The 15,501-nt window shown below is 40.6% G+C and carries 15 protein-coding genes; 10 read left to right on the top strand and 5 right to left on the bottom strand.

Translation table 11 applies throughout. The annotated features are described in order from the left end of the window. Window positions 1-5: 5 nt before the first annotated feature. The 5 genes from phnW (at window position 6) to PGP85_RS11755 (ending at window position 7,536) form a co-directional block, all read left to right on the top strand. Window positions 6-1,100 (top strand): 2-aminoethylphosphonate--pyruvate transaminase, encoded by a 1,095-nt coding sequence (gene phnW, locus PGP85_RS11775; protein ID WP_010741324.1) that lies wholly within the window; start codon window positions 6-8, stop codon window positions 1,098-1,100. Continuing rightward, window positions 1,090-1,911, top strand: a complete 822-nt coding sequence (gene phnX / locus PGP85_RS11770; RefSeq protein ID WP_010741323.1) for a phosphonoacetaldehyde hydrolase — start codon at window positions 1,090-1,092, stop codon at window positions 1,909-1,911. Before phnW ends, phnX begins: the two co-directional genes overlap by 11 nt. Before the next feature lie 744 nt (window positions 1,912-2,655). Continuing rightward, the gene (locus PGP85_RS11765) at window positions 2,656-4,905 is read left to right on the top strand and encodes a glucosaminidase domain-containing protein (protein ID WP_270327647.1); all 2,250 of its coding nucleotides are present in this window, start codon (window positions 2,656-2,658) and stop codon (window positions 4,903-4,905) included. Between the two features lie 16 nt (window positions 4,906-4,921). Next, window positions 4,922-5,557 carry a signal peptidase I gene (gene lepB, locus PGP85_RS11760; protein WP_270327644.1) on the top strand — a complete coding sequence of 212 codons (636 nt, stop codon included), beginning with the start codon at window positions 4,922-4,924 and terminating at the stop codon, window positions 5,555-5,557. A gap of 113 nt (window positions 5,558-5,670) precedes the next feature. Beyond that, window positions 5,671-7,536 (top strand): hypothetical protein, encoded by a 1,866-nt coding sequence (locus PGP85_RS11755; RefSeq protein ID WP_270327642.1) that lies wholly within the window; start codon window positions 5,671-5,673, stop codon window positions 7,534-7,536. A gap of 47 nt (window positions 7,537-7,583) precedes the next feature. Here the strand turns inward: PGP85_RS11755 and PGP85_RS11750 are convergent, their stop codons facing one another. Both PGP85_RS11750 and PGP85_RS11745 read right to left on the bottom strand, forming a co-directional pair. Beyond that, on the bottom strand, window positions 7,584-8,117 hold the full coding sequence (locus tag PGP85_RS11750; protein ID WP_270327641.1) for a GNAT family N-acetyltransferase: 534 nt from the start codon (window positions 8,115-8,117) through the stop codon (window positions 7,584-7,586). 129 nt (window positions 8,118-8,246) lie between these two features. Beyond that, a complete protein-coding gene (locus PGP85_RS11745; RefSeq protein WP_270327639.1) occupies window positions 8,247-9,272 on the bottom strand; it encodes an LLM class flavin-dependent oxidoreductase in 1,026 nt (341 codons plus the stop codon). 245 nt (window positions 9,273-9,517) lie between these two features. Here PGP85_RS11745 and PGP85_RS11740 point away from each other — a divergent pair, with 245 nt between their 5' ends. Next, window positions 9,518-10,435 (top strand): agmatine deiminase family protein, encoded by a 918-nt coding sequence (locus PGP85_RS11740; RefSeq protein ID WP_270327637.1) that lies wholly within the window; start codon window positions 9,518-9,520, stop codon window positions 10,433-10,435. 71 nt (window positions 10,436-10,506) lie between these two features. Here PGP85_RS11740 and PGP85_RS11735 read toward each other — a convergent pair whose 3' ends face one another. Beyond that, window positions 10,507-10,938, bottom strand: a complete 432-nt coding sequence (locus PGP85_RS11735) for a hypothetical protein (protein ID WP_010741266.1) — start codon at window positions 10,936-10,938, stop codon at window positions 10,507-10,509. Window positions 10,939-11,162: 224 nt separating this feature from the next. Beyond that, window positions 11,163-11,504: a winged helix-turn-helix transcriptional regulator gene (locus PGP85_RS11730; RefSeq protein ID WP_010741265.1), complete on the bottom strand. Its 342-nt coding sequence runs from the start codon at window positions 11,502-11,504 to the stop codon at window positions 11,163-11,165. Between the two features lie 131 nt (window positions 11,505-11,635). Between PGP85_RS11730 and PGP85_RS11725 the strand changes: the two genes are divergently transcribed. After that, entirely contained in the window at window positions 11,636-12,214 is a 579-nt protein-coding gene (locus PGP85_RS11725; RefSeq protein WP_270327635.1) for a flavin reductase family protein, read from the top strand. Window positions 12,215-12,306: 92 nt separating this feature from the next. On the opposite strand, the gene PGP85_RS11720 is transcribed toward PGP85_RS11725, so the two are convergent. Next, a complete protein-coding gene (locus tag PGP85_RS11720) occupies window positions 12,307-12,861 on the bottom strand; it encodes a hypothetical protein (protein WP_010741263.1) in 555 nt (184 codons plus the stop codon). A gap of 207 nt (window positions 12,862-13,068) precedes the next feature. Between PGP85_RS11720 and PGP85_RS11715 the strand changes: the two genes are divergently transcribed. The 3 genes from PGP85_RS11715 (at window position 13,069) to PGP85_RS11705 (ending at window position 15,471) form a co-directional block, all read left to right on the top strand. Then, window positions 13,069-13,950, top strand: coding sequence for a prenyltransferase/squalene oxidase repeat-containing protein (locus PGP85_RS11715; protein ID WP_270327633.1), 882 nt, complete (start codon window positions 13,069-13,071; stop codon window positions 13,948-13,950). A 160-nt stretch (window positions 13,951-14,110) separates the two neighbouring features. Further along, complete coding sequence (locus PGP85_RS11710; RefSeq protein WP_270327631.1) at window positions 14,111-14,539, top strand: MerR family transcriptional regulator; 429 nt, start codon at window positions 14,111-14,113, stop codon at window positions 14,537-14,539. Window positions 14,540-14,604: 65 nt separating this feature from the next. Then, entirely contained in the window at window positions 14,605-15,471 is an 867-nt protein-coding gene (locus PGP85_RS11705) for an aldo/keto reductase (protein WP_010741260.1), read from the top strand. Window positions 15,472-15,501 lie beyond the last annotated feature (30 nt).

The raw sequence follows: 15,501 nt of genomic DNA, 5'->3' as shown, positions 1-15,501 counted from the left end.
GCAGTATGGACTATAAATTATTAACACCTGGACCGTTGACAACGACCAAATCAGTTAAACAGGCGATGATGGTTGACCATTGTACATGGGATCAGGAATACAAAACCATTACCCAAGAGATTCGACAAGAATTGTTGTCTTTAGCAGGAGTATCGGATGCAGAATATACAACGATTTTGATGCAAGGCAGTGGATCATTTGGTGTTGAAGCTGTTTTGAGTTCAATGCTCGGACCGGAGGATCATATACTGATTTGTGTGAATGGAGCGTACGGCCGTCGAATAGTCAGTATGAGTGAGCGGCATAACTTAACTTACACGGTCTATGAAGTTGCTGAGGATGAGATTCCACGGGCAGCAGATGTAGCGGAAATTCTTGAGAATGATTCATCAATTACTGCTATCGCAATGGTTCACAGTGAAACGACTTCAGGTATTTTAAACGAATTAGATGAGATCGCTAAGCTGGTCAAGGATAATGAACTACTATTTATTGTTGACGCAATGTCTAGTTTTGGCGGCATTCCGATCGATGTTTCCGCGTTATCGATTGATTTTCTGATATCAAGTTCGAACAAGTGTATCCAGGGAGTTCCCGGGTTCTCCTTTACTTTGGCGAAACGGGATCAGCTGGAGAAACGTCGAGATTTTGCACGAACTGTCTCATTAGATCTTTATGATCAATATGAAACGATGGAAAAAGATGGGAAGTGGCGTTTTACCTCACCAACGCATATAGTCTTAGCTTTTCATCAAGCATTGAAGGAATTGGATAAAGAAGGTGGCATCTACCAGCGTTATGTGAGGTATTTGACCAATAATCGGCTGTTGCGGCAAAAAATGGCAGAATTAGGGTTCCAGCCATTTATCAAGCAGCATCAGGGGCCATTTATTACTTCTTTCCTTTACCCAGAGCAATTAGCATTTGATTTCGACACGTTTTATCATCATCTAAAACAAAATGGTTTTGTAATCTATCCGGGAAAAATCAGTACGGTTGATTGTTTTCGAATTGGAAATATCGGTGATATTTATCCAGCAGATATCGATCAGTTAGTCGAAGTCATTGAGAAATATACGGAGGTAGCGAATGTCAGTTAATACGATAATTTTAGATTGGGCGGGAACGACTGTCGACTTTGGTTGTATGGCTCCCGTCGCAGCGTTTAAGAAGGCTTTTGAGAATAAAAACATTGAGCTTACGTATGAGGAAATTCGAAAGCCGATGGGGATGCTTAAAATCGATCATATCAAGCAACTGCTTGCACTTGATAAAGTTAAAAGGCAATGGTTTAATCTGTATGGCCGACCTTCAGTTGAAGCGGATGTATTAGGTATCTATCAAGATTTTGAAAAATACTTGTTTGCGGATCTAGCAGAAAACAGTCACCTTAAGCCGGAAACCAAACAAGCAATGAAAAAGATCAAGCAGCTGGGCTATAATATTGGTTCAACAACTGGCTATACCAAGGATATGATGGCCGTTGTTTTTGAAACTGCCAAAGTAGAGGGCTACCATCCAGATTATGTTGTTACACCAGATGATGTAGATTCATTAGGACGGCCGTATCCCTTTATGATTTTTGATAATATGCGTTACTTTCAAAATCACTCGATGGAAGAGGTCATCAAAGTTGGAGATACCATTTCTGATATTCAAGAAGGTAAAAATGCGGGTGTTCTGAGCATCGCAGTGACAGAAGGCAGTTCAGTGATGGGGTTATCTTTGGAAGAATACAAACAGCTTTCAAAAGAAGAAATGGAGCTTCTAAACCAACAAACGGCCGAAATTTTCTACCAACAGGGCGCAGATCTGTGTATCAAGAATCTACTGGAATTAGCCGAGATTTTACAGGAACATTCCACAGTTCAGAAATTACGAACCAAAAAAGAAAATAGTATTGTTCATTGACAGAAACATCGGCCTTTATAGCCGATGTTTCCTTTTTTTTGCAGGCTCAACACTTTAAAAGTAATTATCCAAAAAGTGAATAAAAAAAACAAAAAAAGAATTTTTCTGATATTATCACTCTTAATAATTGTGGAATCAGCTAGACTTAGGCAACGGCAAATTTGGAAGCGGATACAAATAGCGTCAATGCTTATTTTTATCCAAAAATTAAATTTTATATTTTAAAAATGGCTGGGACATTCCTTATAAATGCAGGTAAAATAATATGTGTAACCAATGGTGCGCGCAATGAAGGTGTTTCTAGATTTTTCTGCGGTTGTTGTAAAGAGGTTAAGTAACGATCATTTGCAATGAGCAAAATTATCATAAACGATTCATAAAAAAACAAAAATACATAAGAAATCCGGTCATTGTAATTTTATTACTGACAACATGTAGAAGGTTGATGGGTATCAGTCATCGATCATGTTGATTAGCGTCTCTCCTTATTGTGAGAAGCCAAAAAGCCGTGAGTCAGTGAAATATTGTGACTTATCAGATGCTACTTATAAATTTTAGCAATGAGCGGCGAAGAATGATCAGCATTCATTGGATAATTTTTAAGTGATGGATGCATCATTATCGAAGAATGAATCAAGGATGCGGATTGTTGTCAGCATCCTTGATTTTTTTTCAAGTCATTGGTTGCCCCTAGTATTTTTTAATACTTTGCTTGATCCAAGATAGAAAGAAGGGGAAATATTCATGAAAAAGATTGTTATGGTAATTTGCGGGGTAGCAGTATTTTGTTGGGGAGTAGCTAGCCTGCGCAGCGGGGCATTGAAAGCAGATGAATTACTGCAAGAATCTTCTGTCGTAGAGACAACGGTACCAGAAAGTTCAGTTGCTGAGCCAACTGCTCCGGAACCTGTCACGCCCACACCAGAAACACCAATAGAACCATCAGCGGCTCCTGAAGCTCCTGTGCCAGATGCTCCATCAGCGGAACCATCCACTGCGGCAGAAACTCCGACGGTGCAACCGCCAGTGGCGAATACGCCGAAGGAATCGGTAACGGAAGTACCAGCAGGGAGCAGCACAGTTGAGCCACCGAAGAGTGAAAGTTCAACAAGCGATAGTTCAACAAAAGAATCATCAAATTCAAGCAGTGAGACTTCAACGAGTCAAACATCTAGCACTACCAAACCAAGTACTTCTACAAGTGAAACTTCTACTTCTAGCAGTACGCCGGGGAGTACTACCAGTTCAACTAGTGGAGGGGCAACGGGAACAACGAACAGTTCTTCGACGCAGCCAAGTTCTGACCAGGAGCAACCGCAACCAAGTACGCCAGCTCCGTCTACACCAGCACCAGGTTCAGTTCAAAATCCAGCACAGAGTACACCTACACCGCCGGCACCAAGTGATCCCAAGGTTGAGGCTAGTGCGGCTATTAATCAAACAACACCAGATGCTTTTTCAGAAACGAGTACCTTGCAGCTGCCAAGTGATTTAAAAACTACTGAAGTTGCACAATCAGATCTGAAGGGTTTCGAGTTGCCGCTGCTTTCAAGCTTTGAAAATAAAGCCCATGCGGCTTTGATTTACGACGGTATCAAAAAGCTTGGAATTGAACAAGAACAAGACTTCAATGTAGAACAATTAGCGGCTAAACTTTATAGCGATCTTTTTGCGGCTGAGATCACAGGAACGCCCGAGAAACCGAAAGAAGAAATCAGTGTCGGCAGCGTACTCTATCAGAAAAAAAAGGATCAGCTTGAAATCGTCGGTGTATATGTCGGTAAAGATTACTATTTGACTGTGGATGATGTGGAAACAGATGTTTCATCAGAATCAACAGAAGCAGAAACTAAGGAAGATGATGAAGCTAAAAAGGCTGATAAGAGTTTAGATAAAGAAGAGAAAGAACTAGACAAAAAAGAAAAGCAGCGGCAAGTCGTTCTTCAGCCGATGGATATAGAGGAAGATCTATTGGTTCAAGCGTTGCCTAACGTTACCCTGACAGAGTATGGTCAAACGATTTTAGCGGAATATCCTGCCTCGATTAATTTTACTGAAAACGAAGGGTCAAAGAACTTTATTTCAAAAATTGCGGAAGACGCGCGTAAATTGGGTCAAGAATATGATGTCTTTGCTTCAGTGATGATCGCACAAGCGTTGCTGGAAAGTGGTTCGGGAAGCAGCGGTTTATCATTGCCGCCAAACTATAACCTTTTCGGGGTGAAAGGAACTTATCAAGGGCAGGCTGTTTCGATGGCGACTCAAGAAGATCGTGGAAATGGCGAGCTGTATTCCATTAACTCTTCCTTCCGCAAGTATCCAAATTATGCAGCCTCACTTGGGGATTATGTTCAATTACTGCGTGGAGGAATTTCCGGTAATGATGGCTACTATCAAAAAACATGGCGGTCCACAGCTAAAAATTATTTGCGGTCAACGCATGCATTGACTGGAACCTACGCCACAGATACTTCTTATGATAGAAAATTAAATTCGATCATTGCGGTCTATAACTTGACGCAATACGATCAAGTGAAGATTGACCAGTCTTCAGGAGTCTTTGTTAAAGGAAAAGAAGAGATTCCAGAAGAATATCGTTCCTTGATGCGTTACCCAGATTATAACGGGGTCAATTACAACACCTCTGGCTTGTATCCAGTTGGACAATGTACATGGTACGCCTTTAACCGAGTTAAACAGTTAGGAAAGAGCGTGGATGACTTTATGGGCAACGGCGGTGAATGGGGAACAAAAGGGAAAGCATTAGGCTATGAAATCAGTCGTGAGCCAAAGGCGGGCTGGTTGATATCCTTCACACCGGGTACAGCAGGATCAGATCCGCGTTATGGACATGTTGCCTTTGTTGAGGTCGTTCGACCAGAGGGAATCTTGATCTCTGAAGGCAATGTTTATGGAGGTACTGTGATTTCCTATCGGGTTATTGATGCAAACTTAGCGAAATCCGATCTAGTTACGTATATTAAAGCAAAATAAAGGGGTGCCATCACTCATGGCAAATAAGCGCTATGGTCACGCTGAGGATCCGCCGAATGATAGGAGAACATTACTCTTAACTGTCGTACTTCTAATCATTTTATCTGTAACGATGCTGCTTGTTATGAGAGGGCAATTACAAAAGCACTATAGTGTTCATACGATTTCAGGCACTTCCATGATCCCAACGTTGACCGAAGAGGATCAAGTTCTAGTAAAGAAAAAAAGTCAGGTTCAACGTTACGACATTGTTGCTTTTTCAATTGATAAGGAAGAAGGGATGTTTGTCAAACGTGTGATTGGTTTACCAGGCGACAGCATGTTTGAAGGCTCTTTAGTGATTGATGTGGCAAATGAGCCTTTCACGTACCAAGGAATATCAAAAAAGGAACAATCATTGATGCTTGAAGATATGCATCTATCGGATCAAACTGGGGTTGTTTCAAGTATTATCAAAGGCCCAGATTTTCGAACGAGAATAACGAAGAATACGCAGAATGGGTTATATTTTATTTATGGTGTGCCTGGCGTTATGGAGGAACAAATAGGTGAGGAACTTCAAACGATTGCTGCCTATTTGTCTCAAGTGATTCCAAAGGTGACTGTGCAAGATATGCTGCAACAGCTCAACAATCCGCACAAACTGTATTAACGACAGCGCAAACAGCAATCAATTCAGCGAGTGCAAATCAAGCAACCGCGCAGCATCGGGTGAATGATGTCAGCGCACAGATATCCACTTTGCAGAGCCAAGCAGGAAGTGATGTGACCATCCAAGCACAGCTGGAACAATTGAACCAACAGCTTGCCGCAGCGCAAGGAGAGTTGAATGCGTACGGAGCACAAGTAGCCGCTGCACAGCAAAGCGTTAATACTGCACAAGCCGCTTATAGCACGGCAGAGGCCACGTTGAATTCTGGTGTCGCTGAAAAAGCATCGATTGAGCGCGCAATTGGACAGGCGCAGCTCACTCTAACAGCAGCACAACAAGAATTAGCCAATTTGCCTCAGTCATCAACCGCAGCAACTAGTGATGAAGCGAAAAAAATTCAAGCAGAGCTGTCTCAATACAATGATCGCATCACTGCATTGGAGAAGCAGATTAGCAGTTTAGCAAATAAAATCCAAGCTCTCGACAATCGTATTGCTGAGTTAGATCAGCTCATTCAAGGAGTTACAGATGAGGCGAAAACTGTCGAAACAGAAGGAAAACAGGCAGAAGATTCCGCAGCGGATACCAATCAGCATGTCGATAAAGCAAACGGTACAGCCACAGAGGTTAAAAATAAGTTGCCGCATATTCCTGCTAATGTGGATATGCATGTCACAATTCTGATGGATGACGAAGGAAATACAATAACTGATACCACTGGCTATGTGAAAGTCTCTGAATCAGCACCAGAAAAGACGGTCGAAATACTACCAAACGGCGATACAATCACGACATATACGACAACAGTGACGTACCACAAAATAGTGAACAAAGATAAAGAAGTGATCAACAATGTCGATGAAGCCGGAAATCCTTTGACTAATTTAGAAGGCTATTTCAAAATCAACGAATCAGCCCCAGAAAAGACGATTGAAACATTACCGAATGGCGACACGATCACGACGTATACGACAACAGTAACGTATCACAAAATAGTGAACAAAGATGAGAAGGTGATCAACAACATCGATGAAGTCGGCAATGTCCTGACTAATTTAGACGGCTATTTCAAGATCGCCGAATCAGTGCCAGAAAAGACGATCGAAACCTTAGCGAATGGCGACACAATCACGACGTATACGACAACAATGACATACCACAAAATAGTGAACAAAGATGAAGAAGTAGTTAAAAACGTTGATCAGTCAGGAAAAGAATTAACTGATCTGACAGGCTATGAAAAAGTTTCCGAATCGCAACCGGTGAAGACGGTCGAAAGATTATCGAATGGTGATACAATCACGACGTATACGACGACTGTTACCTATAAAAAAATCGTAGATCCAATCATTGAAGCAATCAAATCCGCGGATGATGCTGAACTCAAAACAATCAAGGAACAGATAGTAACCGACAATACCAGAGTGACCGTGGAACAGGCGGATAACTTGGTCAATGTTGAGTTTTCAAAAGAAGTAGCGAAGCATTTTGAGAGACTAGTTCAGGAAGAACAGACCAAATATAAAGAGAAACTAGTCAGCAATACCAAGGATGAAGCGGCTTATCGCGAAATTGCGGAACGGGCAGTCGAAGTCATGTATAAATTCTCTCATACCCGTCCAAGTAATTTGGCTAGTGATGGAACCTATGTGGTAGAGCGGGAAGTGGGTTCTCAAAAGATGGGATTCTTTAGCGAAAATAATACTTATGTATACATTGAGAAATCCGCGGTCAATGGCAACTCTGCACTCCTTGCGCAGTTAATTGCTCAGCAGATGTTCAATCAATACATTGAAAATGAACGAGAAGCTGGCCGAGCGAATGACTATACAAAAGGTGGGCACTATATGAATATCATCATGTCTGGCCATACTGATATGGCTCTTGCTGTATTTATCATGGATGATGAGGATTATCCAGATCGATACTATAAAGTAGCGAATACCGTAAGCACGGGTTATGTTTCAATTGTAAAATAAACTAAAAAAGAAGCTGATCTGATTTTTCTCAGATCAGCTTCTTTTCGTTACTGACGAAGAAGAGAGTAGATGCATTGATCAACGACGCCGCGATTATTTTTGCCTCTTTGTCTAAGCACCCCTTCAAAAACAAAGCCGCATTTAGTCAAAACCAATCCAGAGTTTTTATTTTCAGCATCATGGAAAGCTTCCAGTCGATTAACCGATGTTGTCTCGAATAAAAAATCGATTATGGCTGATAATGCTTCAGAAGTGTAGCCTTGATGCCACCAATTTTGTCCAATTACATACCCGATCGCCATTGTCTGGATCTCTTTATAATCGTCCACGACAGAAATTGAACCGATCAATTGTCGCGACCCCTTAAGCTCAATTCCCCAGCAAAAAGTATCGTTAGTCTGATACTCATGTTCGATAGTTTTCAAATAAGCAGAAACGTCTTCCAGCTTTTGATACGGTTTCCAAGGCAGGTATTTTGTCGCTGCCGGATCAGACGCCCAATTGTTGAACATCTGGCGGCTGTCATTGACAGTCAACTTCCGCAAAATCAATCTGTCAGTAACGAGTTGTTCAGTCCCCATTTTTCCACGACCCTTCGATTCAAATCTGCTATTTTTTATAAATTCTATCATATTATTCGTGGGAAATAATCCGGAGCGGTCAAAAAGAAAAGCTAACCTGTGTGCAGGTTAGCTTGATTCTTCTAGTATCTATCTCCAGCCCAAATCAGGGGCGACATCTTTTACGATGCTTTCAAGTAGATGCATATTGTACTCTACACCCAAAGTATTCGGAATCGTGACTAATACGGTATCCGCTTCTTTGATTGCTTCGTCTTCCGCTAATTCTTTGACGATCTTATCTGGTTCGCCGGCAAAGGTTTTGCCGAAGATCGTTGGGTTTTGATGATATGCTAGGAAACCAACTTGATCGTAGTTGGCATCGTCGCCTTGATGCCCGAACAATTGACGATCCAAGTCGGAAGTGATTGGTTGGATCGAACGGGTTACCAAAGTCCGCGGTTCGAAGTCGTGACCGGCTTCCTTCCACGCTTCTTTATAGGCGCGTAATTGTTTCGCTTGTTGGACATGGAACGGTTCGTTCGTTTCGTAGTTCACCAAAGTCGATGACTGCAAGTTCATTCCATGTTGAGCCGCCCAGACCGCTGTTTGGGTTGAACCAGCTCCCCACCAGATACGTTGACGCAATCCTTCTGAATAGGGTTCCAAACGTAGTTTCCCAGGTGCTTGCGGAAACATTGGTTGCGGATTTTGTTCAGCGAAACGTCCGCCTTCGATCAGTTTCAAGAATTCCAATGTCCGTTCACGAGTGATATCTTTGATTTCATCCTCGCTGTAGTCATAGCCAAAATATTTCCAGCCATCTAGTACTTGTTCGGGTGAACCACGGCCCACGCCCAACTGCACTCTTCCTTGAGTAATAATATCTGTCAGACCAGCATTTTCCGCCATCATATAAGGATTTTCGTAACGCATATCGATCAAACCAGTCCCGATCTCGATCTTGCTGGTTTTTGCGCCGATCGCTGAAAGTAATGGGAATGGGGAACCAATTTGATCCGCAAAATGATGCACGCGGTAATAGGCGCCGTCGATCCCGATCTTTTCTGCTTCGACCGCTAACTCAATCGATTGCAAATACGAATCTTTTGCTGTTTTAACAATTGACCCTTGGTCCATCCAATGACCAAAACTCAAAAAGCCGATTTTTTTCACGATGAATGACCTCCTCAACTCTTCGTAAAACACTTACTTTTAATAAGTTAAATTGATTCTACTACTTTCTTTTTTTAAAAGCGAATAATTGTTCTCGGAGATTTTTATATAAATAATTTAAATAAAATATATTCGAAACCTGTCAAGAGGCAGTTTCTATTGTCGCGGCGGGGTTATATTTTTTATTAATTATTATAACTAAAAGGGCATGTATACTAGCTACGAAATGAGAGGAGTGTTCCAAGATGAAAAAAATACTGACACTGTTTTTTATGGGTGGTCTATTTTTTCCAATTACAGGCTGCGCCAATACTCGGGAAACGATTTTTACCGGTTATCCAGATCGCATGGATACGTACTACAAACCATTTATGAAGGATATAAAGCAATTCAGAAAAGATATGAACAGCACCAAAATTGGTTATGGGGATATCTGGATCAGGGATGTTGCCCCAGTAGTCACTGACCGGTTGGTGAAATTCAATTACTCGCCTGATTATCTTCCTAAGAAACAAAGTAAAAAGATCCAAGCCCGTTTTCAAGATTGGCTTAAGGAAAACGAGTTTGACTATGAACAATCTGATATCGTGTTAGATGGCGGAAACTTTATTTACAATGGGAAGAAAACGGTGATTATTACCAAGCGGATTTTGAAGGATAATCCTGAGTACAGCCAAGAGTCATTAGTCAATAAACTCAAGGAATTATTGAACGTCGACAAAGTCATTTTGATAGAGGAAGAGCCTGATGATGTATTGGGCCATGCGGATGGTCAGGTTCATTTTATTCAATCCAATGTCCTATTTATCGGTGATTTTGAAGGCAAGGAGACGGTGAGGCAGCAAATCAAACAGGCCGCGCCTGAAATAAAAATCATAGATCTGCCATCCAATTATCAAGCAGAAGGCCAATACGATGAAACGATCCCATCAGCCAAGGGTCTCTATATCAATATGATGGAAACCGAAAACGATATCTATGTACCGAAATATGGTCTTAAATCAGATCAGCAAATCATCGATACGGTGTCAAAATATACTGAAAAGACGATTCATTCAGTGGATGTCAGCGAACTTTCCACGTTAGGAGGATCGATCAACTGTCTGACTTGGTATTGCCCAGCAGAACTTTTACCCCAAGAGGTTGCGGGTGAATCCGAGTAGTATAAATGTCTGGCTTAAATGAAAGACAGAAATCATGCAAAAAAGAGTGCCGCAGCACTCTTTCGTTTTATTTATGAACTAACTTTTTCACTGAGTATTTTTTTATTTTCCGCGTCATTGGTCACACGAGCACCGATTTTTACTTCCCCATTGTAATTATGATCACTGTCATAGATGGTGCTAGGGGATACTTGGCAAGTCAAATCGCGATTGCAATGGTATTGAAGAGTATTTCTAGAAGACCAATAAGGAATATCTACATGGAATTCAAAAGAGCCCAATGAATTCTGTTTGTCTGTTCCTTGCGCGACTAAGCTGATCTTGAATTCAGGACCTAAGGGTTTCCCTGATGGAGTAAATATTTCGTAAACGCCTTCATTTTTTGCAGGGATGATTTCTGGAAAGGATACGATTGAATTTCCATTGTAAATGTATTTACTAGCCAATTTTAAGTCTTGATTCGTAGTATTAATAACGGTCAATCTAGCAGTCCATTTTGGCATGATATATGCTCCTTTTAGGTTTAATGGTATCAAGAACGGGCCCGAACTTTAATACATATTAAGCATAGCATGTCGATAGAAAATTAGAAAATCAAACACTAGTTATTGTTTATTATAATTAATTGAAAAGAAATATATATATTATTGGTTATAAAAAAGCTTAGTTATCATTAACAAATAGTATAAAGACGAAGAAATCAAATCGTCATGATCGAAAACTTTTTTTATAAAGATTCCACCCGATTATTCTCGCCCCAGATACACATTTGATCCAACACACCCATAAGCGATTTTCCCCGTTCTGTTAGGGAGTACTCTACTTTAGGCGGGATTTGTGGGTAGATGACTTTTTTGATTAATCCATCGGCTTGTAATTCTTTTAACTTTTGGCTCAGTGTTTTATCTGAAATAATTTTGAGATAGCGCTGAAGCTCATTGAAACGGACAACAGTATATTCCTCTAAACAATACAGGATAGTCATCTTGTATTTGCCTTCGATCAGCGACATTGTATAGCTGAAACCTGTTTCTTCGAACTTGGCATCACGAATACATTTGTTACTCATATAAACACCTTGCTTTCTTCTGGGTAAGTTACTTACAAAAATATCGGTACTTGATTATCATCTAGTTTGTTAATACCATAACAATATAGATGAACGATGTCTAGAACGATTTTATAAGGAGGAGTTTTGGTATGAAAAAAGAACTTGGCGTACACCCGTATCTGTTTCCTATGCCTGTTTTGATGATTTCCACTTATGGTGAGGACGACGTTGTAAATGTAATGAATATGGCTTGGGGTGGGATGTGCGGGGAGAACATGGTCGCGCTCAATATTACGAAAACCCATAAAACGGCAGAGAACATTCGGCAAAGAGGCGCGTTTACCCTTAGCATTGCAGATATTCCGCATCTGGAAGAAGCCGATTTTTTTGGAATGGTTTCGGGAAATAAGATCGTCGATAAATTCGAACGCAGCGGATTGCATGCTGTAAAGAGCGACAAGGTAGATGCTCCGGTGGTAGAGGAATTCCCGCTCACATTGGAGTGCAAGGTTGTAAAAATTCAAGATGACGAATTCGGATATCGGGTAATCGGTGAAGTGCTCAATGTCCTGGCTGATGAAGAAGTGCTGAACGAAAAAGGCGAGATTGATCCTACTAAATTGAATGCTTTTGCATTTGATCAATTCCAAAATGGGTATTATGCGATTGGTGAAAAAGTTGGTCAGGCATGGAGAAGCGGTGCAAAAATGGTACGAGACGCTAAATAGTTAGCAGCCAGAAAAACATATGAAATCAATTAGAAAAAGCTTTCTGACAACCTGTTTTCGGATGTCAGAAGGCTTATTTTTAATGCCTGAAATCAAATGAAACTCTCCAAAAATTCTGTCGCCACGCGGTCAAAGGATTCGTCGTAGTCGATCACTAATTGTTTTAAGGGTTCGATCTGACTGACTTTTTTCCCTTGGCTTTGAACCTCCAGCAATAATTCTTCTCCGTTTAAACGGAAGTCGACAAATACTTCATCATCGATATTCGTTTCTAAATAATCGATCATTGATTCGAAATAACCTTCGGATAGCGGGTCAGCAACTTCCATCAATACATGATCCAGCAGTTTTTCAACTTCAGGGTTTTTATATAGAAGAAAATGTTTGCTGACAAAGGCGGAGTCATAGATATTCTCAATCTTGAAATCTAAAAATTGCAGATAATCTTCGACCTCACCGATCTTTTCTAATGTATCGAATACATTGCGTAAGATCCGTAATAGTGCGGCATCAAGGATTTCATCAAGGTTTTCTTTCGGATAATAGCTCTCGATTTTTTCCTCTTCCTCAAAAAAACTCGCTTGTACTTTCTCAAAATAACCGCCGCCGGGCTGATCTTCGACGAAAAAGCTTACTTGCATTCCCATTCTGTTCACCTCATTGATTCAATAAATAGTGAGACCTCCAAAACGGGGAGGTCGGCTTTGATTATTAGTCTAGCATAAGAACGTCTGCATGACGTTTTGGCGAATTGGAATATATAGAAATTAATAGCAGAACTATTATGGCTTTTATCGCGCTCAATTTGAGATAATAAAAGAAATGATGTTTAAGCAGGAGAGGAGCTTGGCGAAATGGATAATTTTTCTACGTGGGTGTCTGATCAAGATATCAGTATTCAATATTTGTATACAAAATATTTGAAGCAGCATCCTGATGTTGAACTTCAAAAGCGAATCACTCTAGAAGGGTACGGAAAGTACTTGTTGTCTCAACAAAAATCTGATGGTCATTGGGGAAAGTATTACTATCAACCTAAATGGACTTCGACCCATTACACGTTGTTGCAATTAAAAGATTGCGGAGTTTCCCCGGATACTTCTGCTTGTAGAAATATTTTGTATAGTATGTTTGAAGAATGCCAGTTGCCAGAGGGTGGTTTGAACTTAGCGAAATCGGATATGAAGAGTGATATCTGTGTGGATGGGATGATTCTAAATTATGCTAGCTATTTTCTTCCTGAATATGAAAAACTGGAGCCGCTTGTTGCCTCGATTTTACAAAAACAAAAATCGGATGGCGGTTTTACTTGGTATGATCAAAATGAGGGCGATCCACATTCAACCATCTGTGTTCTTGAAGGCCTGCGATCATTTTTAGCGTCGACAAAAGATGAAGCTCTAAAGTCTAAAGTAAAAGCCGCTATTCAAAGAGGAATTGATTATTTCTATCAACATCAGCTTTTTTTAGAGGAGAAGAAGTATCAAAAATTAACTTATCCATTTCGCTACTTCTATAGCATTTTTCGCTTTCTATTATTTGCGGCCGATCTAGGTCTAGAAGTCAATGACTCGATTAGTGAAGGGCTAAAATTGCTTTCTAAGAAGGAAAAAAACGGTTTTTTTACATTGGAAAAATTATACAAAGGCCAAACCTTTATTGATTTCTCAAAAGTGGGAGAGATTGATCCGTTTCTCTCAATTTATGGGAACTATATTTTTGCTCAATTAAAGTAAAAAAATAGATAATACAAATACAGCAAAATAGCCGAAACCTTGAGTACTCAGGTTTCGGCTATTTTTGTAGATTATTCCCAATATTTTTTGAGCAAAGTTTCTTGCCTTAGAGTTCACTCCATGGTTTATGATGATTTATATAGACGAGGAGGCAGGATCGATGAACATTAAAAAAGCAGCAGAAATGTTTGATTTATCCGTGGATACGTTACGTTATTACGAACGGGTCGGAGTCATACCGCCAGTCGGCAGAAATGCCAGCGGTTATCGGGAGTATACGACCAATGATTTAAATTGGATTTATTTGGCGAAGAGCTTGCGCGGTGCCGGGTTATCGGTTGAATCCCTGATTGAATTTGCACAGCTGGCGCAATTGCGGGGAAAAGAAAGTGTTGAAGAAGCTCAAAAACAAATTTTGTCCGATCAATTGGAAGAGCTGGATCAGAAAATGGCTGAAATCCAAGATGTCAGAGAATTACTGGCTTATAAAATCGAAACCTATGACGATCATATCGCGAAATTTAAGGCAGGCGAGATGACACCAGATAAAGTAGAAAAATTATGGGAAAGAAAAAATAAAACTTTTTAGTTGCTATAGAGTGGACTCCAAGGTTTAGGATAGGTCATGTAATCAAGTTAGAGGAGGAAAAATAAATGCAAACAATCAAATTGAACAATGGTGTAGAAATGCCGCAGCTAGGATTCGGAGTGTATCAAATTCCGTTAGCTGAAACAGCAGAAGCCGTTTATCAAGCGATTCAAGCAGGTTATCGATTGATCGATACCGCATCTGTCTATGGCAACGAGAAGGAAACCGGGGAAGGAATCAAACGAGCAATCGATGAAGGTCTCGTTACCCGTGAAGAACTTTTTGTCACGTCTAAACTGTTTATCTTACAAGCACCTGAAGCTAAGGCCGCTGAAACTATTGAACAATCATTAACTGTAATGGGCTTGGATTATTTGGATCTTTACTTGATTCACCAACCTTATGGCGATACTTATGGCGCGTGGAGAGCGATGGTTGCTGCACAAAAAGCCGGAAAATTACGAGCAATCGGCGTATCCAATTTCAAATCAGCGAAAATGATTGAGTTCGTCGGCTTGAATGAAGTAAAACCGCAAATCAACCAAATCGAAGTAAATCCTTGGAATCAACGAATCGAAGACCAAGAATGGCATGAAAAATACGGTGTGCAAATAGAAGCATGGGCACCATTTGCGGAAGGACATCATGAATTATTCACCAATCCAGTTTTAGCAGAAATCGGCGCACAATATGGCAAATCAGTTGGGCAAGTCGTTCTTCGCTGGTTGATGCAACGGGGAATCGTCGCTTTGGCGAAATCCGTTCGACCTGAACGGATGGCGGAAAATATTGATGTCTTTGATTTCGAATTAACGAAGGAAGACATTGAGAAAATCGCAAGCTTGGATATGAAGGAATCAGCTTTCTTCGATCATGATGCACCGCAACAAGTAGAGTGGTTCATGAATCGGATGCTAGATACCGAGAAATAAGTCGCAGGATTTGAAAGAGGGAAACGTAAA

Origin of the sequence: Enterococcus malodoratus (assembly GCF_027659535.1) — a bacterium.
In the GTDB taxonomy this organism is placed as follows: Bacteria; Bacillota; Bacilli; order Lactobacillales; family Enterococcaceae; genus Enterococcus_A; species Enterococcus_A malodoratus.
Note: the sequence above shows the minus strand (reverse complement) of the source record. Positions and strands in the feature narration are given on the sequence as shown.